Consider the following 26390-nt stretch of genomic DNA (forward strand, 5'->3'; position numbering starts at 1 on the left):
CCGCACGACTCACTCAATGATATGACACCGTTTGAGTACCGAACTGCGGCATAAATATTCTATGAGATGACTGTGTTATAAATGGGATATTTACAGAGGCTTTCTTTTGTAACGGTTTGCACTCTACATTTCTGCCAACTGCTGGATTGCTGTCCACACTGCAAACAATCAATAGAGCCTCATAGACTCAAAAAGAAAACTTTAACGGAGTGTATGTATTGTCATCAGGACCTTACTACCGCACCATCAAAAAAAGCTAGCAGCAGGCTCCTAAATACAACCAATGAGCTAATTCAATCGATAGCCGCCCCTAATACAAATGCCCGGGATATTTTTCATCAGCTCGAGTTTTGGATAGCAGCCTTGCGGAAGTTATCGATTTCTAAGTCGACAACACACAAAGCGATTTTCTCAGGACTTGTTGACGCCAAAGATCGCAAATTGATCTCATCCTGCCGAGGGGTAAACTTTAATTTTTTAACAGTCGAGAGCCGTTCAGTTATCCTAAAGTACTGTAACATTGGCAATAGCGATTTATTGACTCAAGAGCTCTCCAGGCTCTCGTCACAAGGCCTAAGCTCGTCTTTTATGACCTCGCTGTTAACGATTCCACCATTAACAGTATTGAACTTCTTGGGGTTAACATGGCCTCCTGAGTCGAATACCAAACGAGCCTGTCCACAAAACCCAATAACTATTAAAAAAGCACCTCGTCCGCGCCCCTTGGTAGAAAAAAGCTGGGAGCTCCTACTCAGGAAGCATAGCCTTGGAAAACTCTAACGAAAAACACTGCGATCAATGCGGCCGATTTGTGGACCGTATTACTCGGCATTATCGAGAAGAAAGTTACTGCCTCAACTGCTACTTGCGATGCTTCCCACATTCGGTATGCAGTGAATGCAACAAACAGAAGAGAATTCATTACAGTGATAAAAAGCGTATATGCTGTAACTGCTACACGAAGGTAACACCCTGTGTGCGATGCAGGCGAACCGGGCGCCCGATCGGCAAAGTCGCATCAAGCGGGCCATTCTGCAATAGTTGCTATCGTTACCTACAAGAGCAGAAAAAATGCTCTCTTTGTGGAAAGATGGACGTCGTTTCACAAGGTTTATCTGTTGGGGTGGGCTCACTAATTTGTGACTCGTGTCGTGCAAGACTGCGCCCCAAGTGCCCTAAGTGCGGCATTCGCAGAAAGCTTTATGAAATCGATAGTGGAGCACTCATGTGCTACCGGTGTCGAGATAACATAAAATATTACTGTACCGGTTGTGACGTAGAGTTAACCGGTAAAGAAAAAACGCTCTGTCATCTATGCAGCGCAAAACGCCTTAATAAGATTAGAAAGCATCAAAATGCTTTAAGCCTTAACACGCCGGGTTCAAGGAAACTGTTTATAGAGTTTGTGAACTGGTTAGAAAAAACTCGCAATTCTTTCGATGCTGCCCATAAGCAGAATCGCTACATCCTGTTTTTTCAAACAATTGAACCATTTCCTAATGACTGGTACCTGACGCCCGGTTTCCTTACAAAAGTCGATGGCGGATATTTAAGACGTTCCGCCATGCCGCGACAATTCCTAGAAAGTAAAGGGGTCGTATTTGACGAGAGGTTACTCGTCACCGCGATGGATTTACGAACAATTGATATGAATACGGCAATACTTGGGGAAACACGGCCATCTGTCCTTCAGGACGCTATCCTTGAGTATATTTGCCTTAGAAAAAGTCAGCTTGAGGAAGGAAACATTAAAGCACGGACACTGCGTTTTGAAACATCAGCAATGAAAAACCTGATCGATCACAACCGGTGGGCGAAAAGCCCACAGAAAGCGCTGGAAAGCCTATTAAGGGAAGCACCTGGGCTGCGTGCGTCAATATTTAAATTTGTCAGCTTCGCCCGAACAAACACCAACCTCGGAATGTTCATGCCTAAACTAAACACTGAAAGCGGAGTTGTTGCCGCTCTAAAGCGTTGCTTAAATAAGCCAAGCTCAAAAGCTTTCCGTGTATACACTTTCTTCGCACTTGACTACTTTCATGATTGTTATCTTCCAAGAAATGCAAAAATTCACATAAGGGAGGTGGGCGACGGCCTGGAAGTCACATTTAAAAGTCATACATTCTGGGTGCCATCCCCAACTCGTATTTTAAAAAAGTGATGCGACTAGCTTGTGGTAATCCGTTTCAGTTTTCGATAAATCTGATTTGCAATACCAGTCTCATCGCCTCTATGGGTTATCAAAGAAACACTACTACCAGCGATGCCAGTTGCTCTTTTCCAAACACCCTTAACGTCAACGATGCCAGTTAATACTTGAGGTAACGCATCTAAAAAATCACTTGTCGAGGAAGCTTGGAAGATAGCAGTTCTAAACTTCTCATTATTAAACCTTTCAATACAAACAAAAAAGAAATTAATGTCTCTGAATGAGATCTGGAACACACCAAATCGCCTTTTGGGAAGACCAGTATAGATCTCTTTGTTTAAGCGCCGATGTTCTTTTCTGAAGAGCCAGTCATCATATAGTTCAGGCTCTACTAAAATGAGCTGCCCGGAGGTCAGTACACCGCTATAGAGCCCATTTAACGATGCAGGCTTAGACACTTTTGCGGATTTTTCGGCAGGCAATTGATTTAACGCCGACCATAATAAGTTCAGTGTATTCGGTAACTCTTTTTTCGGCTCATCATCCTCATGGATGAGGTTCAGCTTACCAACGTTCGGATTACCGCCTCTTTGATTACTTGGTAACACCTTACTTTCTGGAGTTGGTACTGGTTTGACTTGAGTGTTCTTTGTTTTATTTTCTTTTGGTACAGCTTTTTGAAGACCTGTTTCGCCCCAGTGCTCCATTTCACCTAATCGGAGATCCTCCCCCATAGAGCTTGATGAAGGTCTCGACTTTGAGGTTCCAATTAGCTTCTTACTCTTAGTCTTAGTCCGTTTTTTGCGCTTCTTTTCAGATTTATTCCCGTTTTCATCAGTGATATTACTATTCTCGCGAATAAGAAAGAAATCAGGACACTCCGGAAGCTTATACCTATGGATCTTTAAGGCCAGGAACCGTTCCCCTTTTACTAGCCAAATGCCAGACACAAGCCATTTGTGAGTTCCAGCGAACCAAGGGCGAACATTCAGATAAGTTGGTTTGTCGCGCTCTCGGTTCAATTGCGTGGATATATAATTTACCGTTCGTTGTGTGTATCGTTGTGACTTTAGACCCCAAACAAGGTAACGATCATCGTCATACACTTCTTTTGAGAGCCCTAGTTTGTATTCACCCTTTTGAGGAGTATTGCTGAAGTCAGTGGTATCAAACTTTTTGAATTCCAACTTTTCCAGCGCCACGTTTGCAAAGCTACCAAGGACCGTTTGCTGAAGAAACTGGGATGCCCCGTACGTATCATCAAAGACAGTTATAGAGTTCGCTAAAAGCTCGATGCCACATTTGGTGGTTACAGTAAAAAATTTTGTCCCTTTAAAGCTACCTGGGATCTGATATATATCCGGATGTAATATATAACGCTTGTGCTGACTTGCCTCAGGGCTACTGCTTTTGTCTTCCAGCTCCCAGGCGCTGACAAAGTTCCCTTTGCCTTGCGGATCAATTGTAAATTCAAATATGGTTTCAATTAAATCCGTGCGTTCACTATAGTACTCGCCATTTTTCCAAATACTGCCCTTTTCCAGCAACTTCGTATAGCTTTTAGCCACCTGAGCAAACTTGTATTCACCGCTTTCCGTGTTTTCCAGCAAAATATCAACCAAGGGTTCGTCAGAAGCTGCCTCATTCCAGGTTAATGCCCCATATTCCTTTACAAGCCACTCCTTGTCATCAACCGGGAGTCCTTCAATCTGTATGCTATCGGCCACAGCCTTACCTTCCACTGCATCGAAAAATAAATGAAAGGCTTGATTGTCTAGGTGTTAAGTACTGAAAACTGTTCGCCTGGTACCTACTTAACCGTAATTACCTTTTTCTTTGAGTCACTTTCAGACTTAATGCGTATAAAAATTTCTTCTCGGTGAACGTCAACATGTTTAGGGGCGTCAACACCAATACGTACTTGGTTCCCTTTAACCTCGAGAACGGTAACGCTGATATCGTCGCCTATTTTTAACGTTTCACCATTGCGGCGAGTAAGAATTAACATATCGACTATCCCTGTTGAAAAATTAAAGCTTAACGAAAGCCTTAAAAAATAAAAAGGCAGGTGCAGAGCTTTAAATAAAAGCCTACAAATCCAAAAGCTATTATCTCACAACAGAGGTTCACCACATTGAGAAAATGAGACAAGCAAGCCGGTTAGATGAAAGGGCTGGACTAAACCAGCCCTCCGGTCCTTACTCTCCAGTTAAATCGTGAGTCGGAGCGTCCGGCCCATTCGCTTTAACCGAAGCAATTCCCGTTTCTCTGGAGTCTCTAGTGGTATACATCTGACTCACACCGATAATTTCCCAGTTACCGCCTTTAAGTACGAAGTAATACTGGTCATTAGTAGAGATTTTTCTCTCGTACTGCTCATCCAGTGGGCTGTTAACTCTTACTGAGCTTATCCCGTTTTGAGCCCCTTGCTTAGAAGCATACCCCTCACTGCGAAGGATTTGTTCACCATTTGCGGCTATAAGACGAAAGTAAAACTGCTTATCGATGCCTTTAAATAATTCATACCGTGCTGCCATGTTACTTCTCCTTTCTCACGCCTTTGAAAGGCGTTCCGTCAGACTTAACATCCATGAAGCGACCGGTAACGGCATCTCGCTTAACCCAATGACCGCTTGGGGTTTCTGTTTGAGAACGTTGGCGCACTGCGCCGCGACGTTGATTATCACCAACAGGGGGATTGGTAGCCATAGCAGGCCTCCTCAATTAGTTCAAAATATAAAAAATTTGACACTAACCGGGAGTTGATAGAAACTTATGTCGTCGAACAGTAGTTCCATTAACTCCGGTTAATGAACTCAGAAAAGAAGCTGCTCTAAAAAGAGTGGCTTTTTTTCTGTATCTACGATAATACTAATCAATCTGAGCACGTCAAGCATTTTGATCTGTTTTTTAGATCTTTTTTGATCGTACTGATCGAGTAATTAGATTGAGGCAGCCATGACTAGCGAACTTTCAGGTTATCAGAAAGAATTATTAGCTCATATTGAGTTTATAGGTCGATTCTACGGAGTGGTATCTCGAGCTGACCTTGTAAAAAGATTCGATATAAGTGAGGCAAGCGCTACCCGTACATTCCAGCTTTACCATTCGATAGCTCCTGATAACCTAATTTACAGACCTAATATCAGACGCTATGAATGGCAAGACAATGCATCACCTGTTATCGAAGTTTCTATCAATAAATGCCTTAGCACGTTAACTGATGGTTTCGGTGATAGCTTCGCACATGCCACGGATAACCCATTTGCAGTTAAAAATAGCTTATTCCATGTTAACTTGGACATCTTGGCCGGCATTACTAGAGCTATAAAACGAAAGTACCCAATAACCATTAACTATCTATCCAAGTCATCCCCGCAAGGCGCTACAAGACAAATTGTACCTCATTCGATTGCAGATAGCGGACTTCGCTGGCACGTCAGGGCATTTGACCGCAAGCGCAATGAGTTTCGTGATTTCGTAATTAACCGAGTTAGCGCATTATCTCCATGTAAGTCTCATGAGATTTTACCTCATGAAGAAAGAGCAGTTGATGACGCATGGAACACAATAGTAGAGCTCGAACTACAACCTCATCCTAGATTGGGGAAGGTCGCAACGATGATTGAGTTCGAATACCAGATGGTGTCTGGCATTCTAAAGAAGCGGATTAGACAAGCGTTAGCTGGGTATTTACTTGATAGCTGGAATATTGACTCATCACCAGATGCATCACTCACAGGACAGCATATATTGCTACACCTAAAGAACAGCCAACAGCTAAACTTTTCTAGTAAACGTTTAGCTCCTGGTATACATGGCTACGGCGTTTAGTGACATCTTTCTAACGTTGGTAACCTTAACTATTTGTTCTTATCTGTAATGATTTTTTCATACCGAAGTCTCTGCTTAACTCACTTCCCAATGGATTTATCATCGACGTCATGTCTCTCTTTTAGGCGGAGAGGTCATTATTTTTAAATCGTCGAACGAAAAAAGGGACTGTTGTTGATAACTTAATATATCATTTGCTTTTACTTGTTTGGCTGTACGTCTTGGAACTTTAGTTTCGTTATTTATTATTTTCACTTCTTTAAAGTTCATAAGGTTTTGCAAAGCCTCTTTTATCGAACCTTCTGTAGCTGCTGTTAAGTCTCCAATTTTAGCGAGAAGAGATTGGTAAGTTAATGGCTGATTGTTGTAGATGAACCTTGATAAGTCTTTGGTTAATGCGTTAACACATCTAAGTTGACCATCCTTATCAAACTCCATTACATCATCAAACTCAAATGTAGCTTGTTTTGGCACCTTTGAAGCCTTAAAGCCTAGTCCGAACAGGCCATCACCTATCACATGGCTAAACTTCCCATTAAACTTATTAGCAGAGTCCCAATGAATGTCCATCATTACCGAGCGAGCCTTATATTGCTTCGATAGGTGCACAAGCCAGTACGACCAACCTTTCTTAGGTTCAATAAAAAATAGTGTCATATGATTAGCGCCAGACGCAGTTTTAATGGCAAGCGATAACTGTTCCTGTATAAGATGGTGCCAGAAGCCATTCCTCTTGAGCTCTTCCAACCTATTCCAGTCAATATAGGGCTCTAAACCAATACGCTTCATAGCGCTCCGGCTTTTTATATTATCAGATAAAAAACTCTGTAAAGATTCAAAACCAAATGTTAACAATACCTCACTATTGTTTAGCTGAGTCATTACTTTTTTAATATACTGAAAAGGTACGTCTTTATACGCGAATTGATCGAGTACAAATAAGCAGCGTTGTGCTTTATTGCGCTCAGATATTTTTTTAATGATTTCATCAGCTACAGCATGGAATGAACTGTTATATAAAAATAAATTTCTATTAAGTTTTTCTATATGTTGAGACTTGGCTATCTCACTAGTGAGAAACTGGAAGTATTCAGTGTTTTTTTCGACAAAGTAGTATTCTGCTTGGACTTCTTTCGAACGCTCAAACTTAGTTTCAAGGTAAGCTTGAGCCTCTTGTACTGAGTTTAATATAAGAAATGGAGAGCCGCTTTCTATACTATCATTCAAAATATTAGTGTATTTTCCACCGCCCGCAAAACCATCTACAATTGATATTTTTAACTTATCCCAAGCATAACCTGCCAGTAGCGTACAAATGTATCGATGGATATATTCAGAAATAATAGAGTGCTTTACAATACTGTGCTCTTCTAATGGCGGAGGCGGGGCACCCTCAAGCCATGCGTACTTATCCTTTTTAGCTACCACTATCTGAACTCTCCCTAGCCTTATAAAAGTGTCAAGAATATGATACCGCTGCGTCTATTCTTGGCATATCGTCCCATGTTTTTCCATTTAAAAGTCTGCCGTTGGCTTTTTTCGAACGTTTTTTACCATCAGCTCCCCAACCACCCCATTGCTTAAAGAAAAAAGCTATATTTTGTTCGTCGCACTGAATTCTTATATTTTCCGCCCATTCCGGCTTCATTTCTCTTGCATTTGGGCCTGACTCACCACCTACGATTACCCAGTGGATATCGCTAAAGTCTACTTCACCTAAATCTTCTAAAAGCGGCTCTACTGATAAGAACCTAATGTTAGCATCAACCGAGCGAAGCTTTGCAATTCTCCGTAACCCCTGCTTTCGATTTTCAACTGTCACACCAAGCCATGCGTTCCGTGGAGCAGACTTATTGAAAAAATATTCAGCCATCCTATCAGCGCGTTTTGTGAGAATTTGATAGATATGCTGGGGAGTCCTCTCCATCACATCGAAGACTTTGTCGATATAAGAAAAAGGAACCTCTTCGTGAAATAGATCACTCATAGAGTTAACAAAATATTTTGTGGGTTTCTTCCTTTTTAAAGGCTGCTCTAATCTTTCTGGCAGTAAATTAAGTTTAAATCCATTTTCATAACCAGGAGTTCCCATAGCCTGTAGTCTTTGAGCCATAACTTCGGCATAACAATATTTGCACCCGGAGGATACTTTTGAACATCCAACCATCGGGTTCCAAGTTTGTTCGGTCCATTCAATTTTGCTTTTAGTACTCATGGGCTCTCCAAAAACATTCCAAGTGTAATTTATCAGCCTAAGTCAATACTTGCACAACTAGATTAAAAAACGATAACATATTATCTCATATTCCACATAAAAATAAAATATGAAATGAAAACTGTAAAAGAACAGTTAAGTAAATTAGTCAAACGAGACTTAGAAGAGGCAGGAAGCTACGATGAGTTATCTCAAAAAACCGGAATTAGCAGGTCTACTTTATTTAGAATAGCCAACCAAGAATGGCAAAGACCGGGAAGAGCTATAGAGGAGGCGGCCAAAAAGTATGATGTGCAACTTAGAAGTCAAAATGACGCAACGCAATGTGAACCGGTCTTAAAAGTGATATCTGAAATATGGGATGGTACAGATAAGCATGCCAAAGCTTTAGCTGACACGTTGAAAAAAGTACATACTTTAGCCCTTTATTCCAGATAGTATCGAGAACCAGTAGCATTAGATCAGAGACATATTTTCAGTTAGAGCTTCGGGGGAAGACGGTTCCTTTTTAGGAAGTATCCTAAACTGAAAATTGTCGGGATATGTGAACTTTTTCTTTCGTTTATCGTTGATAGGCTCGATAAGGTTGTTTTTTTCCATGGGTTTTAAGACGTTCTTTTTTACTCCTCCAGTGGGAAAGCCTGTTCTATCTGAACCTATGTATTCCAAAATATCCGAGACCGTATAAATTAAGCCGTGTAATCTTTCTTGGATTTGATTTATCAGAAGGCTGTAGTCTTTATCATAGCTATTGTTGAGCAACCCCCCATCATCCCCAACATACCTAAAAGAACCGTCTGGTATAGCTTTCCAAATCGCGGCTTTCATTTTGTCCGATCCCTTCCAGTGGTTACTCGCAAAAAATATGGTATAGATCAGTTTATTACCACGATACAGATCAAAGTGAATCACTTGTGATGCACCACTTTTCTTTAATTGTTCCTTATACAATTCCACTAACTTTCTGTGTCTTACAGAGGAATCGTCAATATCTATAATCTCTTGCCAATTGTCGGTGCCAAAAAGAGCGTTTAGGTGGGGCTGAAACTCATTTTGTTTTTTAAAACGATTTAGATGCTCATACATTATCGAAATAAATATTTCGACTTTTGGTCGTCTTATTAAATTTTTAACAAGCTCCATAGGAGTATCAGAGACACCAAAGGGGTCAATCATAATAAAACATGATTTTTTGCCTGAACATGAATCGTAAGTTTGAAGCAGGTTAGTACATAAGTCTTGGTTGAATGACTCATTATGCACTTCGTATTTCAAACGTTTTTGACTACTTTTGTATTTACAGCTAACCAGCTGCTCTAAATGCATAAATCGTTCAGGGTGCTTCTCAACGAAGTGGTATGTGACATTTCCGCGTATAAGGTTTTTATAGCTATGCTCTTGAAATGCATCCAGCATTATCTGTGGAGATCCAGGTTCCCCTTGAGCATATTCCCCTGGTCCGGAAAAGCCATCTATGATGACTAGTTCATCACTCACTGTACCCACAATCGGTAACCATGCATCTAAATATTCTTTTAATACGAGATGCTTACCTTTTGTATGTGGATCTAGAGCCCATAATTTTTTGCTATGTGCCACTAAATTACCTTGAATGAAAAATCAATCAATGCAATAACATATATCCAATCTTATCTTATATCAACCAAATTTAAGTTTATAAAAGAGGCTCATATGCAGCAGCAGCTAGATGTGACTGGTCCAGAAGAGTATGAAAATGCGTTCCCGAGAAATGTCCCGAAATATGAAGATCGGCTATCTGATGAGTTAGTAATAGCTCTTGTGGGGCCAATCGCATCCGGTGTTACAGCTACAGCTAAGCTCCTGGAAGATCTACTTAGCTCAGAGTTTGATTACAAAGTTTTTAAGTATAAGCCAAGTGATATCATTAAAGATGATAGTAAAAATGTAGGTGATGAAATTGGCAAACCGGCAGACTTTGCAACTCGTATAGAGACCTATCAGACTGTTGGAGACAAGTTGAGGCAAAAATACGGAAACGGTTACCTTGCCAGTAAAATAGTATCTAAGATAGCTAAAAATAGAGATAATAATGACGGCTTCCAGGAGCCCGGGGATGGTAGCGAAAAACCAATTCCCAAGCAGAAGCGATGGGTTCATATTATTGATTCAATTAAACATCCTGAAGAGTTAAAAATACTGAAAAGGACTTACGGAGATATTCTTTGGTTATTCGGTGTATTTGCTCCTCTGCAGGTTAGAAAGGAAAGGCTGAAAGATCTGCAAGTATCTGATGTTAGTGCTACGAGCATTATAGATCGCGATTATTCGGAAAGTCAGCGCCATGGACAGAAGGTAAAGGACGTATTTCATCAGTCTGACTTTTTCATTCGTAATGATACTCAAAGTAAAAACAATCTAGAATTAGATGTCCAACGTTTTCTCGAAGTAATGTTTGGCTCTCCAAAAAGAACACCTACAAAGGATGAGTCGTCGATGTACTCAGCATATGCTGAGGCTTGTCGTTCTGCCTGTCTATCTCGACAAGTTGGTGCTGCAGTAGTTGATGAAGTTGGAAATTTAATAGGTTTAGGAAGAAATGATGTTCCAAAAGCAAATGGAGGTCTATATGAATCAGTCGAAACAAAAGCCTCTATTCGCGATTCAAGATGTTATGCGTGGAAAAACGGTGAGTGCCATAATGACGCAAGAAAGAATAAGCTGTATCGAGATATTTACGTGGAATTAGAAAAGCGAAAGGTTTTGCAGAAAGAGACTACTGAAGATGATGTGATCGACGCCGTGAAATCTACAGATGTTAAGTCTCTTATTGAATACTCAAGGGCTGTCCATGCTGAGATGGACGCTATCATTTCGATTGCAAGAACTAACAAGCCAGGGTTAATAGGAGCTACCCTTTACTGCACAACGTATCCATGCCACTCCTGTGCCAGGCACATTGTCGCAAGTGGCATAAAAAAGGTATTTTTTATCGAGCCATACCCAAAAAGTTTAGCTCAAGACTTACATTCAGATGCTATCGATTCGACAGAGTCCTCTGACAAAGTTAACTTTCTTCAATACATGGGAGTAGCTCCCAAGAACATACTCAAATTATTTCGAATTGAGAAAGGTCGTAAAAAGGATGGAAAGGTTGAGCCGTTTGATAAGAAAACTGCAAAACCAGTTGTTAGAGTATCACTCGATGACTATACTATGCATGAACGGTTAGAAGTTGCTCGACTGAGGCAAGGTAATGATGGATAAGAAAGTACAAAAAGAGTCATATTGTCAGCTGACGTTGCCTTTGGAACAGTGTCCAGATCAGACCCTAAAGTGCACTGTTATCGAAAAAAATGAAGCTAGCTCTTCCTCCAATGTGGTGGACTTATTTGCTGCTGTATCTAGTAAGCAGAAGAATGATATGGCAGCTTTTCAAGAGCGAGTTTTTAGAAGCGTTACCGCTTACTTCGATCTTTAGTCTTTGGGTAAACTATTCCTACAACCATTCACAAATAGCCCCATATCAGAATAATATACCCAATGGATAAAAGTTTAGTTGAGAAGCTAGTCACTCAAGAAGCGCATGCAAATCTAGCTGAAACTTGGTTTAAATTTATTGGGTATGTTGGAGCAACTGCTCTTTTTGAAGCTGCAGCGGAGAAGGCCGATTCAACTACTCTAGAAATATTGAAATGGGTGTGTTTTGCGTTACTGTTCAACTGGATTAATTACAAAGTTAACAAATTGACTTGGGCGTTGTTTCCTTCTACTTCTGCTACCAATACCGATCCAAGTGTAAAAGCAGTCTCTATTTCAGTTTTTTCTGTCTCGTTGATAATGTTTGGTGTTTATCATTTAGTCCAGTATTTGGTTTCTGTATTTCTTACCTACTAAAGTTAAAAATTTTCGACTCTATAGCCTTACATGGAGCTGAGGCGTCTCTAAAACTTGCCAAAAACCAAAAGCCCACCAATACTGCTTAAGTTAATAACAAACGAGGCATCTCATGAGAAATTTACTTTTACTGTTAACCCTTTTAATGGCTTTTGGTTTGGCACAGGCGGATAGCAGTAGTGATAAACATGGCGTAGCTCCCAGTATAGAAGCTTCGGCAGCAATTGATAACCAAACAAACTGCGCCTCGCCCGAGGGAATCTCATCTTCTGATAGTTTGCTAGCTGATTCCAAAAAATGCTGCAAAGTTTGCAAGAAAGGCAAAGCTTGCGGCGACTCCTGCATAGCTAAGAGCAAAACTTGCACCAAAGGCCCCGGCTGCGCCTGCAACGGCTATTAAACCATCAAACCTGCCCGTCATAGTGCTGACTGCTGCATTTTCATCGGTAAGCTTGTACCTATCATCAGTTCGTCATCACAAAATAGTCTGAACTGGGCAGTGCTGATATAGCTGCTGTAAAATAATTCAAAGGGATATGAAAAAGTGCAACGCATCACACACTTGATAACAAGAGCCTACAAATCTCTCATTACTGCCGTTATCGTATCGGCTGCCTTACTTCTTTCTATTACACCGGTAACGGCTGACGCTCAAACCCCGGCGGTTAAAATGAGTAGCAGCAAGATATGTCACGACACCTCTAGTCCTTATTATAAACGGACAAAGAACTTCAAAGCGTACGATTCAATTACCGCATGTCTTGATGCCGGAGGCCGGCTTCCTAAAGGACGGAAAGCACCAAGCGCAAGAAGCTCACCTGAGTTAAGCTCATCCAGCGAGTATTCCAGGAGTGCTTTTGCCGGCTGGCTGGATGAAGACGGCGATTGCCTCAATACACGCCACGAACTTTTGTTGGAGCTTTCAACGGGACCAACAACAAAGTCTAGTGACGGTTGTCGCGTTATAAGAGGCAGATGGAACGACCCATATTCAGGTACTGTCTTTTTTGATTCTTCTAAAATGGACATCGACCACCTGGTACCTTTAGCCTGGGCCTGGCGACATGGTGCTTCCTCATGGTCTGACTCAGAAAGAGACAGATTCGCCAATGATCCAATCAACCTTTTTGCGGTAAGCGCAAGTTTAAACCGCAGTAAAGGAGCCCAAGGTCCCGATAGCTGGCTGCCCCCTAATGAAAAATTCCACTGCCAGTACGGGACAAGATTTTACCGTGTGCTATTGAAGTACGAGTTTCCTGAAGCTGTCCGTAGCCGTGTTAAGGTGATTGTTAACTCAAAATGCTAATTAGGTGCCGTAGTTTGTCTTAGCTTAAGGAAGGCTACTATCCATGAAAGCCTGTATCCAATTGATAGGCTATATTGGGTTTGAACACTGTTATTGAGGGATCTGCGATGAAAAAAACAGCAAATCAGTCAGTAGAGGTTGTTACTGATATTCTTTGTGATGCCTGCGGTACTAGCGTTGTTCCTGACTCCCAAAAAAAGCATCGCGACAACCTTAACGATTTTAGTGACTATGGAATGCTGAATGCGTCATATGGCTATGGCTCAAATCAGGACGGTGATTCATTCCACTTTGACTTGTGCGAAGTGTGTTTCAAAGAGTTAGTAAATAAGGTAAAAAGCATTCAGGCCTCTAGCGCTCCAAGCGCTTAAGGTACTTCTTATAAACCCACCCGGTGCGAGGGATGCCCTCGATGTTATCTCTGTACCCCACATATATCCATTTTTTGTTTGGGTGTTCCGCCTGCTTTAGCAGTTCAACTTTTTGGTTAGGCATTAAAGTGGTTATAACATGGGAGCCTTTTCCGGTGTGATATTCAGTTCTCAAGTTTACTGCTCTTACGACGACATATTCTGTCATGTCACTTTGCGCTTCCGGTTCTGCAGGCAGGGCTAACGCAATATGGCTACTTAGCTCATACATTTGTCCAAGAATTTCTGTTTGAGAGCTTAACAGCTGCTCTTGGAACTTCTTGTTACCATAATGATCTGTCATGTCATAATAAAGAGCAATAATTGATATCAAAAGGCTTAATGCCGCAATAGCATGGACTAGGCTAAAGTTCTCGGAACTGGACTTTGGGTATACCAACTCTAAAGCTTCCGCGGCCCCCTTAATATCTCCAGCTTCTACTGGATAATCTGATTCTATATCACAGTAGAAATTCTTTATTAGATTTGAGACCCGCTCTGAAATAAAGTGAGCTTGAGGGAGCTCTATTTCTGATAAATATTGCGTATCAAACTGTGACGTCAAAGCTGCCGCACGAAGCGCTATAACAGAATCGTTTTTTGATATTCGAGTAGCCTGGCTAACCATCGTAATATGTTCAAGCAGCTCAGCTGGATACGCAAGGTTCAGTTTTTCAGTAAGCGAGCTTTGTATGCCTAAAAAAGCCCCAACCCCACTACGAATAGTTCTTAAATTTTCTGACTGCGGCACAAGCTGTGCTGATGCTCTCGCTAACGCAGTGCTTTCTCCAAGGGCCCCATCAATAAGCGCATTAGCCTTTAAGAGCTGCTTACTGGAAGCTGTGATTGCTTGAGCCTGTCTAATTTGCTTTTCAAGCCTTAAAATATACTCATTGTTTTTACCGGAAGCTGTTGTCATAGGCGATGACTCCGCTAAATAAAGAATAGAGTTAGCTTACCAAACTTGAATGCCTTTAGTGGCTTGTTTTGGAAGGCCCTCAACAGCCTTCTCCTATAATAATTCGGTATTTGGACAAAGCACAGTTTAAACAAACTATCTGAACTTATCTTTTATGCGTTCTAGTCTGGTAAAAACAGGCGTGAAAGCGACTTCAACATGTTTAAATCTTCTACTGCTCCCCGGAGCCCAATCCATTCCATCAAAAGAGCGATGGATTTGATTAGCGGTCAAAAGGGCTTCTTCGCTAGGCGCATAGAACAATAGCTGCTTTCTTAGTTTTTCATATTCATCTTCACGTTGCAGGGCTACTTTCACTAATGCTTGATGCTCAATATCCTTTCGCTTCTTTGCCTCGCCGGTAGGCTCGGTCTCTTTGATTCCTCGAATCAAGTGAAATTCTAAATTCTCCAAAGCATTTTTAAAGTTGTCAGCTGCATTCTCAAATACAAGAATTGACTCTACCGCTCCCTTATGAAGGTTTCCTTGTTTCCAATTATCAACCGCCCGCAAACCGACATAAGCAGCAAAACCGGTTGCCGCTGCCGCAATTGCAGTAGCTACGGCACTAATAGCCTGCCAATTAATTTGAGAAGATAAATCCCAACGAAAAAAAGTGGCTATTGCCACCCCTAAAACAAGTCCTGTTAAAATAGATATTAAGCTTAGTTTCCATTGCTCTTTCATAAGTACTCTTATATTGCCTTTATTATTAAGCATAAGCCGCATGCAAAAAACACTATACGTCCTAATCTTAAGGCATTCTATAACTCATTCATTCGAATAAATTGAGTAGCGTCTATTTTGCGAATTTAGAATTTATTGTGCGAATTGACAAACCACCACCGACCAATGCCGCCGCCGAGCAGGTATGGTGCGGCATGCGCAAATTGCGTTGCGTGAGTTGTTGCGGCGTAAGGTGTGTCTCGACCAATGACTTAATACATGCGATCTGCATGCCCTCATTATGAGTCGGGGTGGGGAGAATAGTTAGAAAGCGTTGCGCGAGCATTGTTTTACCGGTCCCAGGCGGCCCGACAAAGAGCAGGTGGTGACGACCTGCCGCGGCAATAAGTAGCGCCCGTTTCGCCTGTGTTTGTCCGATAATATCCGCGAGATCACCCACATCGTTGTCTTGCGACGAATGCGGCTTATCGTTTTCTGCGCCGCTGAGTTGATTGTGTCCCTGTAAATGCTCGAACAGTGCAGCCAAATCGGGCACTAAAAAGTGGTTCCCCTGCGCTGCATACCCTGCCTCGGCGGCATTAGTAGAGGGCACAAAAGCAGCACGGCCGGCACGCTTGCCGGCAATTAATGCGGGTATAAGACCAGACACCGCCTGCGTATTTCCGGCTAAAGCGAGCTCTCCGTAAAACTCGAATTGCGCCAGTTGACTCGCATCAAGCTGATCGGAAGCGGCAAGAATACCTACTGCAATAGCCAAGTCGAAACGAGCGCCCTGCTTGGGTATTTCAGCCGGAGCCAAGTTGACGATAATGCGCGTTGCCGCGGGAAACTCGAGACCGACATTCAGAATCGCTGATTTTACACGATCTCTCGCTTCTCTCACCGATGTCGCGGGCATTCCTACAATAGTGAAGGTCGGTAATCCGCGGGCGAGGTCAACTTCCACACGTACTTCGGGGGCTTCAATACCAATACTGGCGCGGGTAAAAACAGTTGCAGTAGCCATGCTCTCTCTCGCAAATAAGGAGAGCATAGCGATACACGGATAACTTTGATGTCAGCTCAAGCAGACTTCGTTGTCGACAGAGCGATTACCAATAGTTTTCTGAGGTCACTTGGCCGGGCTTACGACGCGTATTCTTTTCCAAGCCGCGCGCTTTGAGTTGCTCACGCGATGATTGAATCATGTCGGGATTACCGCATAGCATGACCTGACTACGCTCGGTAAAGTTGATGCCACAGGCATCTTGTAATTCGCTACTCGCGATTAAATCGGGAATCCGACCTGAAAGCGCTTCGGGCAGCGACTCGCGGGATACGATCGGCTGATAAACTAACTGTCCTGGATAACGTTGCTGGCACTCGTTGATAAACTCGCGATAGGTCAGGTCTTGTGCTTCACGGACGCCGTGCACGAGCACAATGCGTTTGAACCGACGCCATGGCTGTTCGGTGCGCAGCATAGAAATAAAAGGACCAATGCCCGTGCCAGTTGAGAGCATCCAAAGGTCATCGCCATCGGGTACCTCATCCAGCGTAAAAAAGCCGCCTGCCGGCTGAGTGATATTGACTTCATCGCCCGGCTTTAGCTCCGCTAGTAAAGGACTCAGCAATCCACCCTCGACTTTTGCAATCACAAAATCGAGAATAGACTCATTCGGTGCACTGGCGACCGAATAAGCCCGCAAAACCTGCTCGCCGCCTACATTTAATCCTAATCGCACAAACTGCCCGGCCTTAAAGTCAAATGATTCAGTGATTACGCGTAGGCTAAAAACACTGTCACTCCATTGAAAATTCTCAACGACTTTACCGCTAATCCATTGAATCATCGTACTCGCTACCCTTACTCTTGCGTATCGTCTTGCTTATTCTGCTCAGCAACCTGCTGCTCTAATAGTTCGACGCGTTCGCGCAAACGCAGTAACAACTGTTGTTGCACGTCCATCTCTTCGCGTGTAACCAAGTCCAGCTTAGATAACTGCGACTGCAAGGTTTGTTTCACACGTTGTTCGACATTGCCGGCTAATTCTTTTACGCCCGCTGGCATGCTCTCGCTAATTTGTTTAGCAATGTTTTCAATGGTCTTGTTGTCCATAAGGGATCCTTAATCAATTTAACCGTTTGGGCTCAGACAAAAGTACGCTAAAATCGCCGCTCTTGATTTATTGTACCACTCCTAACCGAGCCTTAATAATGTTAAACGATCGTCAGCGACAAGCCGTTCACTATGTGCAGGGTCCTTTACTCGTTTTAGCGGGCGCAGGAAGTGGGAAAACCCGCGTAATTACTGAGAAAATTGCCTATCTCATACGCGAGAATATTTACACAGCTCGACAAATTGCTGCGGTGACGTTCACCAACAAAGCCGCACGCGAAATGCGCGAACGGGTAAACCAAACCATGGGACCCGGCGGCGCACGCGGTTTAACAGTGTCGACCTTTCATACACTCGGTCTTAATATCATTCGACGAGAGCTCAGCGCGTTAGGACTCAAACCCGGCTTTTCACTGTTTGACGATCAGGACACTTACGCGCTGCTCAATGGCTTAACCGAGGACGCCTGGGCAGGCGATAAAGCAGTCATTCAGAAGTGCCAACATCGCATTGGCCAATGGAAAAATGCCATGACCTCGCCCGAGCAAGCATTACAAGAGGCAGCAACCGAAGATGATCGTCAGTTTGCTACGGTATTTGCACAATACGAAAAGCACCTGCTCGCCTGTAACGCAGTCGATTTTGATGATTTAATTCGCTTACCGAGCCAATTATTAAAACGCAACGAACATGTTCGTGCGCGTTGGCAAAAGAAATTTCGTTACCTGCTCGTCGATGAGTATCAAGACACAAATACCAGCCAGTATCTGTTGGTCAAACTCCTTGTCGGCGAACGCGCACGCTTTACCGTCGTTGGCGATGACGATCAATCAATTTACTCATGGCGCGGCGCACAACCACAAAACCTCGCGCTTTTGCAGCAAGACTTCCCAGCTTTGAAAGTGGTGAAGTTGGAGCAGAACTACCGCTCTCATGGCCGTATCCTAAAAGCAGCTAATATTCTTATAGAAAATAATCCCCACGTGTTTGAAAAGAAGCTGTTCTCGGACAAGCAGTACGGCGAATCGCTGCGCGTTATCTTTGGTCGTAATGAAGAGCACGAGGCAGAGCGTGTTGTCGCCGAAATCGTAAAGCAGCGATTTTTAAGCAAGACGCCTTACCATCACTTTGCGATTTTATATCGCGGCAATCATCAGTCTCGGTTGTTTGAAAAAGCGTTGATGAGCAACCGGATTCCCTACAAAATCACGGGTGGGCAGTCGTTTTTTGCACGCGCGGAAGTAAAAGACATTATGGCGTACCTGCGCCTGTTGGTTAACCCTGCTGATGATACAGCGTTCCTACGTATTATAAACGTGCCACGCCGCGGTATCGGTCCACAAACCGTGCAACGCATCGGTGAGCTGTCTAAACAGCTCGGTTGTAGCCTTTTAGAAGCGTGCGACTCGATTCACTTAAAAACCTTATTGAATACGCAGACCTTTAACGCAGTTGATACCTTTGCTCAGATGATTAAAAACGCTGCGCGAGAAGCCGACCATAACGACAGTGCTGCCGTGGCTGTACGCACTTTGCTGGCAGACATTGGTTATGACGACTGGCTATTTGAAACAAGTCCGAGTGCTAAAGCTGCCGAAATGCGTGTAAAAAACGTCTATGAGCTCCATAAATGGGTCTCTGATATGCTCGCGGGTAATGAAGAGTACGAACCCATCACGCTGGAGCAGGCCGTCGCTAAGCTGTGTCTGCGCGATATGATGTCGCGCAACGAGGATGACGAACAGTTTGATCAAGTGCAGCTTATGACTCTGCACGCATCAAAGGGGCTCGAGTTTCCTTTTGTTTTTCTGGTAGGCATGGAAGAAGGTTTACTGCCTCATCAAAGCAGTATTGATGGCAATGACATTGAAGAGGAACGCCGCCTTGCCTACGTTGGTATCACTCGTGCTCAGGAGCGTTTAGTGTTTACGTTGGCAAAAGAACGCCGTCAATTTGGTGAAGTATTTCAACCGCAGCCGAGCCGCTTCTTGCTTGAACTCCCACAAGACGATATCGCGTGGGAGCACGACAAACGTAAACCGAGTGAAGAAGAACGTGAGACATCTCGCCAACGAGGCTTAGAGATGTTGAAAAACGCACTGAATAAGCCGTCTTAATTTAACGTGCCGTCCGCCGTTGTTTTAGTGCGAACCTGACTAGATTTGAGACGTTGGGTTATGTGGGTCCCCTGCCCGAACTCAACGCCTAGCTCACTTAAAATATTCGCCAAGGACTCATTATTAACGCCCGCAGCATAGAGTTCTATTTCTAACTCGTCACATAAGGTAGCGACATGGCGGAGCATTGCACGGGCACGCCCACTCGTTTCTAATCGCTGAACATAATCCTGATCTAACTTAAGTTTAGAGAACGGGTAGTTATATAAAAATTGCAATGGACCAGCACCTCGCCCAAAGTGATCAATCACTAGCTTAAAGCCCGCTTGTGATAACCGCCTTAAACTGGCTACCGAGCGCTTATCATTTTGCGTCAACGCGGTTTCAGAAAACTCCAACACCAACCGTGAAGGATTCACTCTGTAACGCTCGACAATATTCAGTAGCTGGCGAATATAACCTGACTTGAGTAAGTGACGAACCGAGAGATTAAGGTGAATACACTCGTGTTCTTGACCTGAAGTCAATAAGTGCTCACAACAACGTTTGAGTAAGTATTGATCGAGTTTAACGATTAAACCGGTTTTCTCGGCGAGCGCGAGATAATCAGACGTTTTCACTCGATTACTCTCGATATTCCACTGCAAGAATGCTTCTGATGCATGTTTTTTACGGCCGGCAATATCGGCGATGACTTCAAACTCGACAAAGAAGTCTTGATCGATTCGCGCGTGACGCAACGCACGTTCGCGCTTAACCGACTCCACTAAAGTACGATGCATCGTGTTGTCGAACACAACATAACGCCCACGACCTTGAGACTTTGCCTCATACATCGCTGCATCGGCGTCACGCAGTAAACGTTCAACTGAGTCTTGGGCATCGTCGCACATCGCGATACCAATACTCGCTCCCGAATAGTGCTCGTGTCCATTTAATAAAAACGGCTCATTTAAACTAGAAATAATCCGTTTGGCGATCTCGCGCGCATCATCCACCGAGGACATCGTATCTAATAAAATAACAAACTCATCGCCGCCTAGTCGCGCGACTAAGTCGTTCTCGCGCACGCAGAGTTGAATACGTTTGCTTACATCGAGCAGAAACTCATCTCCTGCCGAGTGGCCCAACGTATCGTTGATGGTTTTAAAGCGATCCAAATCCAGAAAGAGCACTGCAAAAAAGTGTTCCGGATGACGGCGTTGATGAGCCAACGCCTGTTGCAAGCTTTCGGTAAATAAAGCGCGGTTCGGCAACCCAGTTAAGCTATCATGATGCGCATCATGGAATAATCGGGCTTCAATTTTTTTACGTCGCTCGATCTCAGACACCAATTCTTCAGTGCGCTCTTCGACCTTTTTCTCCAAGAATTGGTTTACCCGCTGGATCTCTTCATTTGCACGTCGGCGCTCAATCGCGACCGCAACATGCTGAGAAACAAAGTTCAGCAATTCTAAGTCTTCATGCTTATATAAAAACTCGTCATCATATGTTTGTACGGCAATCACACCAAACGCTTTGCCATCCAATACCAGTGGGCTACCAAGCCATTGCTTGGCGACAATACCCGTGTCTTCGGTGAGATTGATTTCTTTTTCTTGAGTCAGTTGGGCGCGTTTTTCAGCATCAATAAAGGCAGGTTCTGCTTTGCGCATGACATATTCGGTAAGTCCTTTACCTATCCGTCGTCGTTCGGCTTTATTATCGCGTTCATCTTTATGGTAAGGAAAGCGGATATATTTTTTATCCGATGAGACCAAGGCAACATAAAAGTTATCGGCGTGGATGAGTGTGCCGATTTGCTTATGCAATGCTTCGTAAAAGGTCCCCATGTCTTCTGATGTATTCGTCAGTTCAGAAATCGCAAAAAGCACAGAGGTTTGCTGTTCGACTTTCTCTCGAACCGTGATTTCCTTCATCAAACTCTCATTCGCATGGCGCAGTTCAGCGGTTTGATGAGCAATTTCATTTTGTAAGATTTCTTTTTGTTTTAACCGCTCTAACGCATTAACCACATGCTGAGATACGAAAGTCAGTAGATCTTTGTCATTATCTTCATAACGATGGTTTTGATGGTAACTTTGCACCACCATGGCACCGATAACGTTGTTACCGGAAACTAACGGTACGCCAAGCCAATCGATAGGTGCCGAACCCATCTCTTCGATTTCACCCTGCTTTAATAATTGCTGGAATGTCTCGGGCGGACATAGCAACGACTGTCCCGTGCGCATGACGTAGCCCGTAAGCCCACGCGCTAGAGAAGTCATCGGCATTTGTTCAATCGCATGTTTCTCATCACGCTCATCAACAAAATAGGCAAAGTTAACGACTTTCTTTTCAGGCTCATAAAGACATACGTAGAAGTTGCGAGCATACATCAACTCGCCGATGATGGCGTGCACTGATTGGTAAAAGTTATCCATGCTGCGCGCAGAAGCTGCAAGCTCTGAAATACGAAACAGTGCCTTCTGCACAACTTCCGCTGATCGATAACTGTATGTAAGCCGTTTTAGGCGTTCAATAACCTTAGTGAGCTTTTTGTTTTCTCGAACAAGCGCAGTTTGATTATTGTCCGGCCCACTAGATGCCGCCATGATGCGGGGACTCCCTAACCATCACTTTTAATTATAGTTATTTATTGTTTTACTTATTGGGTTGTTACAATTATTAACAAACGTAAAGTATAAACTATAACCAGTGGGTTGCAAGAAATTGCCGCTTATATAAACAAAAAAGCCACCGCAAATTGCGATGGCTCATATTATTCGCTTACTGATGAAGCAGTTAGTTAGATTTCTGCAGTCATGTAATCAATTGCTGCTTGAATCTCTTCGTCAGAACAATCAGAGCAGGTGCCTTTCGGTGGCATTGCATTGAAGCCATTGATCGCATGCTTCAACACAGTCTCCATGCCTTGTGCAAGGCGCGGTTCCCAGTCTTCTGCATTATTGATCTTTGGTGCGCCCATGACGCCCGAAGTGTGACACGCAGTACAGTATTGGCCGTAGACTGCCTCACCCGAGCGAGGACCACTGGCGGCAGCTTCATTGCCTGCACTTTCGCCTGCAACATAAACCTTGCCAATCGGTTCAATACGTTTTGCAATAGCGTCCTTTGACATGTCATCTTGAACAGCAGCAGAGGCACCAAAACTAATTAAGGCGGCCAAGCCGAATGAAAGGCTTTTAAGTGCAAGTGTCGTCAATCGTTTCACGAGTGTCTCCTAAGAATCTGGCTGGTACACTATACCCAGTACCCAGTGATTATACCCACAAAAGCTCAAAGGATAAACACTTGAACGACGTGACTCGCAAAATAGCGTTATTGGATCTTGACGCTTTCTTCGCAGCAGTTGAAGTACTGCGCGATCCGAGCCTTAAGAATAAGCCGTTTGCAGTTGGCGGCGGCGGTGAGCGCGGCGTAGTGGCGACGGCTAATTACATGGCCCGTCGCTTTGGCATTCATAGTGCGATGTCTGGACATCGGGCTCGCCAGCTGTGCCCGCAACTTATTTTCGTCAAACCCAACTTTGCCGAATACAAAGCAATTTCTTATCAGGTTCGCGAGATCCTCAGTCGTTATACGCCATCGGTTGAACCCGCATCGATCGATGAGTTTTATCTCGATTTAACTGAAAATGATGCATTCAAAGGCAGTGCAAGCTTGACCGTTGAGGCGATCAGAAAAGAGATCAGCCAGCTCGGTATCACGGGATCAGCCGGCATATCCAATCAAAAAATGGTCGCTAAAATCGCCAGTGATGACAATAAACCGAATGGTCAAAAAGTGGTGCCACCTGAACAGGTATTTGAGTATCTCGCCGCACTCCCACTCAAGCGAATTCCCGGTGTGGGTCCGAAAAGTCAACAAACACTGGGACGCTATGGCTTCACGCACGGTCATCATATTCAAGCAGCGAGCACTGAGCAGCTACAACATGTGCTGGGCGAAAAAGCCGGATGGTTGCTATACCAGCGTTGCCAGGGCATCGACCCACGTCCGGTGACCATTGACCGAATCCGCAAAAGCGTAGGCGTTGAGCAGACGCTTCCTGCTGATATACAGCAACTCAATACGGTGCAGGATTACATTCAGCAGCAGCTGCTGCCACAGTTAAAAAAGCGACTGCAGGTCGATCACTGGCGGGAAAGAACGATAAAGACACAAACGTTAAAACTTAAATTTTCTGACTTTAACCAGACAACTGTCTCTAAAGCCAACACATTTGTGTCGCCGAGCTTATTCTATCAGCTTGCCGAGGAGGCTTGGCAAAGAGGTGCTGGTAAACATGTCAGATTGGTGGGGATCAGTGTGATGCTACCTGATCCCAACCAACAAACTCAGCTCGAGCTGGAGCTGGATTAATCACCTTTAACAGTGATGGTAATTTTCTCAGACACGACCGCAGGGTTGTGAGGTACGTGGTTTTTGTCACCCAGAATGATTTGCAAGGTGTGTTCACCCGGCTCCAATGTTAAGGTCGTCTCAGTTTGACCGCCACCAAAGTGGATAATGTCGCCACCCATCGGCTGATCCATCGGTGGTAGTGATTCCATATCAACAAGCAGGTGGTGGTGACCGGTATTTTTTACATCAACACCAGCAGGCGCTACACCCATGCCTGACAAGCCAAACTTCACTTTAAAAGTTGAACTCACCACTTCACCATCCTGCGGTGAAATAATATAGGCTTGTGCATCTTGTGGAGCTTCACTCTGGGCCATTTCTTGTGCTTGAGCAGTAGCCACGACTGAGCCACCGAACATAGCAAGGGCGCCAATTAACCATGCGCGCTTCATAATTTTTCTCCTAAAATTGAGTTACGACAATTTAAACTTACTCACCAAGGACTCTAAACGATCAAACTCACCCTGTAATGCTTGGCAAGCCTGATGTGTCTTTTTCAAATTGTGTTGACTGCGTTCATTCATTTCGTTGATGTCTGTCACGTCGCGGTCGAGGGTACGAATCACTTGGCTTTGCTGCTGTGTCGCAGAAGCAACAGAATGATTCATATCATCAATTTGTGCAATCACTTCGTCAATTTCTGTCATATGACGTGTCGACTCATCCGCACTCGCGACACAGGCTTCGCTGGTTTCCTGACTGTCATTGATAATTTCTACCACTGTGCGTGTCCCTTCTCGCACTTGGGAAATCATCGTTTCAATCTCACCCGCCGATTGCGAGGTACGTTGCGCTAAACTGCGTACTTCATCTGCAACAACCGCAAAGCCTCTGCCCGCCTCGCCGGCACGTGCAGCTTCTATCGCCGCATTCAGCGCCAGCAAGTTGGTCTGCTCGGTAATTCCCATAATCACTTCAACAATCTTACCAATGTTTTGGGTGTTCTCATCTAAGCTATGAATGGCCTCTACAGAGTCCTTCATGCGCTTTGAAAGATCGGTAATTTGTTGCATATTAAATTTAAGCGCCTCGCGCGCGGAAACGGAAATTTCCGTTGCACGGGTTGCCTGCTCGGAGGCATTACCGGCACTCGATGAAATTTCACTCGAGCTGGCTCCCAATTCATTAATAGCTGTAACAACGGTACTGGTCCGAGAGGCTTGCTCATCGCCCAAGGAAACTGATTCATTGTTTGCAGCAACCATTTCGGTTACATTCACTTCGAGTTGCTTAGACGCTTTACGTACATCAAGAATGGCTGCCTGAATTTTTTCAATAAATTCATTCATGCGTGAAGCGACCACGCCAAACTCATCTTCACTTTTGACCTTGATGCGCTGGGTTAAATCTCCCTCACCATGTGCCAGGTCTGTAACCGCGTAGTTGAGCTGACGTAACGGCTTGAGTAGCACAGATAGTAATGCATTCAGAAGCAGGATCACGGCTGCAATACCGACAACTAAATAAATCGCCGCCGACCATGCGAATGAAGAGACATCCGCATAGGCCTTTTCGGTATCGATCGCCACCGCTAAGTACCAGTTCACACCATCAATGCCCTCAACAGGCTGAAACGTCAACATGAACTCACGGTCGTTAATCGGGTAATCTGTAAATTGTTTTACGATTCGTGCCTCGTTGCCAAGGTACTGGGATATCGTCTTATCGACGTTGTCAGTTTCCGGGTGACTTAGGATTTTACCGTCCTCGTTAACCAAAAATGCAAAGCCTAACCCCATAAAATCGGTGTTATTCACGATAGCTGAGACGGTATCAAGCATCATGTCGCCACCCGCAACCCCGAGTAACCGACCATTTTCTTTCATAGGTACCACAGCCGAAATAGTCAGTTCGTTGGTGGTCACATCGATGTAGGGCTGTGTATATGTCGGCTGCTGCTGTTCGATAGCCAACTGATACCAAGGGCGCTGGCGCGCATCGTAGTCGTCTGGTAAGTTGATGCTGGTATCATCAAGAATGAATTGACCATCCGTAAGACCATAATAAACATTTTTAAAGTCGCCCGAACGTTTAGCTTGCTGAACTTTGCGCAGGGCTTCTGGGGTACTATCAGACGCATTGTAAGACTCAGCAGTTGCTTGCACGATACGCATACGATCATTGAGCCATTGCGAAATATTATTCGACACCGAATCCGACATCGCATTAATTTGAGCACGTAAGTCGGTGCGAATTTGATCAGACATTTGCCAAAAGTTAGTCGCCGTGAAAATACCTAAAACCAGCACCAATATTGTTGATGCTGCAATAATCACTTTTTGAGTGAACTTTAATGATTTCAACATGTTTATGATCTCTTAGTACAACGG

27 protein-coding genes are annotated in these 26390 nt (G+C 43.9%); 11 read left to right on the forward strand and 16 right to left on the reverse strand.

Annotation, left to right across the window (positions count from 1 at the left end; all coding sequences use genetic code 11):
- The first annotated feature begins 1405 nt into the window (after window positions 1-1405).
- A complete protein-coding gene (locus DFP83_RS11440; protein ID WP_126753158.1) occupies window positions 1406-2161 on the forward strand; it encodes a hypothetical protein in 756 nt (251 codons plus the stop codon).
- 5 nt (window positions 2162-2166) lie between these two features.
- Here DFP83_RS11440 and DFP83_RS11445 read toward each other — a convergent pair whose 3' ends face one another.
- The 4 genes from DFP83_RS11445 to DFP83_RS13555 all read right to left on the reverse strand — a co-directional run bounded on the left by DFP83_RS11445 (window position 2167) and on the right by DFP83_RS13555 (window position 4858).
- On the reverse strand, window positions 2167-3876 hold the full coding sequence (locus DFP83_RS11445) for a hypothetical protein (RefSeq protein ID WP_110575854.1): 1710 nt from the start codon (window positions 3874-3876) through the stop codon (window positions 2167-2169).
- A gap of 83 nt (window positions 3877-3959) precedes the next feature.
- Window positions 3960-4157, reverse strand: a complete 198-nt coding sequence (csrA, locus tag DFP83_RS11450) for a carbon storage regulator CsrA (protein ID WP_110575856.1) — start codon at window positions 4155-4157, stop codon at window positions 3960-3962.
- 190 nt (window positions 4158-4347) lie between these two features.
- Window positions 4348-4686 (reverse strand): YegP family protein, encoded by a 339-nt coding sequence (locus DFP83_RS11455; protein WP_110575858.1) that lies wholly within the window; start codon window positions 4684-4686, stop codon window positions 4348-4350.
- A 1-nt stretch (window position 4687) separates the two neighbouring features.
- Complete coding sequence (locus DFP83_RS13555) at window positions 4688-4858, reverse strand: hypothetical protein (protein WP_006953910.1); 171 nt, start codon at window positions 4856-4858, stop codon at window positions 4688-4690.
- Between the two features lie 249 nt (window positions 4859-5107).
- Between DFP83_RS13555 and DFP83_RS11460 the strand changes: the two genes are divergently transcribed.
- Window positions 5108-5983, forward strand: coding sequence for a WYL domain-containing protein (locus DFP83_RS11460; protein ID WP_110575860.1), 876 nt, complete (start codon window positions 5108-5110; stop codon window positions 5981-5983).
- 108 nt (window positions 5984-6091) lie between these two features.
- Here DFP83_RS11460 and DFP83_RS11465 read toward each other — a convergent pair whose 3' ends face one another.
- Together DFP83_RS11465 and DFP83_RS11470 are read right to left on the reverse strand one after the other, a co-directional pair.
- Window positions 6092-7411 (reverse strand): three-Cys-motif partner protein TcmP, encoded by a 1320-nt coding sequence (locus DFP83_RS11465; RefSeq protein ID WP_157981552.1) that lies wholly within the window; start codon window positions 7409-7411, stop codon window positions 6092-6094.
- 31 nt (window positions 7412-7442) lie between these two features.
- On the reverse strand, window positions 7443-8198 hold the full coding sequence (locus DFP83_RS11470; RefSeq protein ID WP_110575864.1) for a DUF5131 family protein: 756 nt from the start codon (window positions 8196-8198) through the stop codon (window positions 7443-7445).
- A 114-nt stretch (window positions 8199-8312) separates the two neighbouring features.
- Between DFP83_RS11470 and DFP83_RS11475 the strand changes: the two genes are divergently transcribed.
- Window positions 8313-8636: a hypothetical protein gene (locus tag DFP83_RS11475; protein WP_110575866.1), complete on the forward strand. Its 324-nt coding sequence runs from the start codon at window positions 8313-8315 to the stop codon at window positions 8634-8636.
- 18 nt (window positions 8637-8654) lie between these two features.
- Here the strand turns inward: DFP83_RS11475 and DFP83_RS11480 are convergent, their stop codons facing one another.
- Window positions 8655-9797, reverse strand: coding sequence for a three-Cys-motif partner protein TcmP (locus DFP83_RS11480; RefSeq protein WP_157981554.1), 1143 nt, complete (start codon window positions 9795-9797; stop codon window positions 8655-8657).
- Window positions 9798-9890: 93 nt separating this feature from the next.
- On the opposite strand from DFP83_RS11480, the gene DFP83_RS11485 reads away from it, so the two are divergent.
- From DFP83_RS11485 to DFP83_RS11505, 6 genes are all read left to right on the forward strand, one after another.
- Window positions 9891-11444: an anti-phage dCTP deaminase gene (locus tag DFP83_RS11485; RefSeq protein ID WP_110575870.1), complete on the forward strand. Its 1554-nt coding sequence runs from the start codon at window positions 9891-9893 to the stop codon at window positions 11442-11444.
- Complete coding sequence (locus DFP83_RS11490) at window positions 11434-11658, forward strand: hypothetical protein (RefSeq protein WP_110575872.1); 225 nt, start codon at window positions 11434-11436, stop codon at window positions 11656-11658. The genes DFP83_RS11485 and DFP83_RS11490 overlap by 11 nt, the downstream gene beginning before the upstream one ends.
- Window positions 11659-11720: 62 nt before the next feature.
- Window positions 11721-12074 (forward strand): hypothetical protein, encoded by a 354-nt coding sequence (locus tag DFP83_RS11495; protein ID WP_110575874.1) that lies wholly within the window; start codon window positions 11721-11723, stop codon window positions 12072-12074.
- 112 nt (window positions 12075-12186) lie between these two features.
- Entirely contained in the window at window positions 12187-12474 is a 288-nt protein-coding gene (locus DFP83_RS13510; protein ID WP_126753159.1) for a hypothetical protein, read from the forward strand.
- Between the two features lie 144 nt (window positions 12475-12618).
- Entirely contained in the window at window positions 12619-13380 is a 762-nt protein-coding gene (locus tag DFP83_RS11500; protein WP_110575876.1) for an HNH endonuclease family protein, read from the forward strand.
- Between the two features lie 107 nt (window positions 13381-13487).
- On the forward strand, window positions 13488-13751 hold the full coding sequence (locus tag DFP83_RS11505; RefSeq protein ID WP_110575878.1) for a hypothetical protein: 264 nt from the start codon (window positions 13488-13490) through the stop codon (window positions 13749-13751).
- Here the strand turns inward: DFP83_RS11505 and DFP83_RS11510 are convergent.
- The 5 genes from DFP83_RS11510 to DFP83_RS11530 form a co-directional block, all read right to left on the reverse strand.
- Window positions 13732-14709 carry an SH3 domain-containing protein gene (locus DFP83_RS11510; protein ID WP_110575880.1) on the reverse strand — a complete coding sequence of 326 codons (978 nt, stop codon included), beginning with the start codon at window positions 14707-14709 and terminating at the stop codon, window positions 13732-13734. The two genes, DFP83_RS11505 and DFP83_RS11510, sit on opposite strands and share 20 nt — an antisense overlap.
- Window positions 14710-14844: 135 nt before the next feature.
- On the reverse strand, window positions 14845-15435 hold the full coding sequence (locus DFP83_RS11515; RefSeq protein WP_110575881.1) for a hypothetical protein: 591 nt from the start codon (window positions 15433-15435) through the stop codon (window positions 14845-14847).
- Window positions 15436-15547: 112 nt separating this feature from the next.
- The gene (locus DFP83_RS11520) at window positions 15548-16441 is read right to left on the reverse strand and encodes a magnesium chelatase domain-containing protein (protein ID WP_110575883.1); all 894 of its coding nucleotides are present in this window, start codon (window positions 16439-16441) and stop codon (window positions 15548-15550) included.
- Window positions 16442-16526: 85 nt separating this feature from the next.
- The gene (locus DFP83_RS11525; protein ID WP_110575885.1) at window positions 16527-17267 is read right to left on the reverse strand and encodes a ferredoxin--NADP reductase; all 741 of its coding nucleotides are present in this window, start codon (window positions 17265-17267) and stop codon (window positions 16527-16529) included.
- Between the two features lie 14 nt (window positions 17268-17281).
- Window positions 17282-17533, reverse strand: a complete 252-nt coding sequence (locus tag DFP83_RS11530) for an accessory factor UbiK family protein (RefSeq protein ID WP_110575887.1) — start codon at window positions 17531-17533, stop codon at window positions 17282-17284.
- A 95-nt stretch (window positions 17534-17628) separates the two neighbouring features.
- On the opposite strand from DFP83_RS11530, the gene rep reads away from it, so the two are divergent.
- Complete coding sequence (gene rep, locus DFP83_RS11535) at window positions 17629-19650, forward strand: DNA helicase Rep (RefSeq protein ID WP_181416414.1); 2022 nt, start codon at window positions 17629-17631, stop codon at window positions 19648-19650.
- Here the strand turns inward: rep and DFP83_RS11540 are convergent.
- Window positions 19647-22247, reverse strand: coding sequence for a sensor domain-containing phosphodiesterase (locus tag DFP83_RS11540; RefSeq protein ID WP_110575891.1), 2601 nt, complete (start codon window positions 22245-22247; stop codon window positions 19647-19649). The genes rep and DFP83_RS11540 overlap by 4 nt on opposite strands.
- A 194-nt stretch (window positions 22248-22441) precedes the next feature.
- Window positions 22442-22867, reverse strand: coding sequence for a c-type cytochrome (locus DFP83_RS11545; RefSeq protein ID WP_110575893.1), 426 nt, complete (start codon window positions 22865-22867; stop codon window positions 22442-22444).
- 89 nt (window positions 22868-22956) lie between these two features.
- Here DFP83_RS11545 and dinB point away from each other — a divergent pair, with 89 nt between their 5' ends.
- Window positions 22957-24018, forward strand: a complete 1062-nt coding sequence (dinB, locus tag DFP83_RS11550; protein ID WP_241971640.1) for a DNA polymerase IV — start codon at window positions 22957-22959, stop codon at window positions 24016-24018.
- On the opposite strand, the gene DFP83_RS11555 is transcribed toward dinB, so the two are convergent.
- Both DFP83_RS11555 and DFP83_RS11560 read right to left on the reverse strand, forming a co-directional pair.
- The gene (locus DFP83_RS11555) at window positions 24015-24452 is read right to left on the reverse strand and encodes a DUF4399 domain-containing protein (protein WP_110575897.1); all 438 of its coding nucleotides are present in this window, start codon (window positions 24450-24452) and stop codon (window positions 24015-24017) included. The two genes, dinB and DFP83_RS11555, sit on opposite strands and share 4 nt — an antisense overlap.
- Window positions 24453-24473: 21 nt before the next feature.
- On the reverse strand, window positions 24474-26366 hold the full coding sequence (locus DFP83_RS11560; protein ID WP_110575899.1) for a methyl-accepting chemotaxis protein: 1893 nt from the start codon (window positions 26364-26366) through the stop codon (window positions 24474-24476).
- Window positions 26367-26390 lie beyond the last annotated feature (24 nt).

This window comes from Idiomarina fontislapidosi (genome assembly GCF_003226255.1).
In the GTDB taxonomy this organism is placed as follows: domain Bacteria; phylum Pseudomonadota; class Gammaproteobacteria; order Enterobacterales; family Alteromonadaceae; genus Idiomarina; species Idiomarina fontislapidosi.

Excerpts from the sequence above, each read along its gene's own strand:
- DFP83_RS11540 (WP_110575891.1), bottom strand. The coding sequence starts at position 22,247 with ATGGCGGCATCTAGTGGGCCGGACAATAATCAAACTGCGCTTGTTCGA.
- DFP83_RS11520 (WP_110575883.1), bottom strand. The coding sequence starts at position 16,441 with ATGGCTACTGCAACTGTTTTTACCCGCGCCAGTATTGGTATTGAAGCC.
- DFP83_RS11455 (WP_110575858.1), bottom strand. The coding sequence starts at position 4,686 with ATGGCAGCACGGTATGAATTATTTAAAGGCATCGATAAGCAGTTTTAC.
- DFP83_RS11485 (WP_110575870.1), top strand. The coding sequence starts at position 9,891 with ATGCAGCAGCAGCTAGATGTGACTGGTCCAGAAGAGTATGAAAATGCG.
- DFP83_RS11460 (WP_110575860.1), top strand. The coding sequence starts at position 5,108 with ATGACTAGCGAACTTTCAGGTTATCAGAAAGAATTATTAGCTCATATT.
- DFP83_RS11510 (WP_110575880.1), bottom strand. The coding sequence starts at position 14,709 with ATGACAACAGCTTCCGGTAAAAACAATGAGTATATTTTAAGGCTTGAA.
- DFP83_RS11560 (WP_110575899.1), bottom strand. The coding sequence starts at position 26,366 with ATGTTGAAATCATTAAAGTTCACTCAAAAAGTGATTATTGCAGCATCA.
- DFP83_RS11475 (WP_110575866.1), top strand. The coding sequence starts at position 8,313 with ATGAAAACTGTAAAAGAACAGTTAAGTAAATTAGTCAAACGAGACTTA.
- DFP83_RS11555 (WP_110575897.1), bottom strand. The coding sequence starts at position 24,452 with ATGAAGCGCGCATGGTTAATTGGCGCCCTTGCTATGTTCGGTGGCTCA.
- DFP83_RS11530 (WP_110575887.1), bottom strand. The coding sequence starts at position 17,533 with ATGGACAACAAGACCATTGAAAACATTGCTAAACAAATTAGCGAGAGC.
- DFP83_RS11470 (WP_110575864.1), bottom strand. The coding sequence starts at position 8,198 with ATGAGTACTAAAAGCAAAATTGAATGGACCGAACAAACTTGGAACCCG.
- DFP83_RS13510 (WP_126753159.1), top strand. The coding sequence starts at position 12,187 with ATGAGAAATTTACTTTTACTGTTAACCCTTTTAATGGCTTTTGGTTTG.
- DFP83_RS11495 (WP_110575874.1), top strand. The coding sequence starts at position 11,721 with ATGGATAAAAGTTTAGTTGAGAAGCTAGTCACTCAAGAAGCGCATGCA.
- DFP83_RS13555 (WP_006953910.1), bottom strand. The coding sequence starts at position 4,858 with ATGGCTACCAATCCCCCTGTTGGTGATAATCAACGTCGCGGCGCAGTG.
- csrA (WP_110575856.1), bottom strand. The coding sequence starts at position 4,157 with ATGTTAATTCTTACTCGCCGCAATGGTGAAACGTTAAAAATAGGCGAC.
- DFP83_RS11505 (WP_110575878.1), top strand. The coding sequence starts at position 13,488 with ATGAAAAAAACAGCAAATCAGTCAGTAGAGGTTGTTACTGATATTCTT.
- DFP83_RS11515 (WP_110575881.1), bottom strand. The coding sequence starts at position 15,435 with ATGAAAGAGCAATGGAAACTAAGCTTAATATCTATTTTAACAGGACTT.
- DFP83_RS11490 (WP_110575872.1), top strand. The coding sequence starts at position 11,434 with ATGATGGATAAGAAAGTACAAAAAGAGTCATATTGTCAGCTGACGTTG.
- DFP83_RS11525 (WP_110575885.1), bottom strand. The coding sequence starts at position 17,267 with ATGATTCAATGGATTAGCGGTAAAGTCGTTGAGAATTTTCAATGGAGT.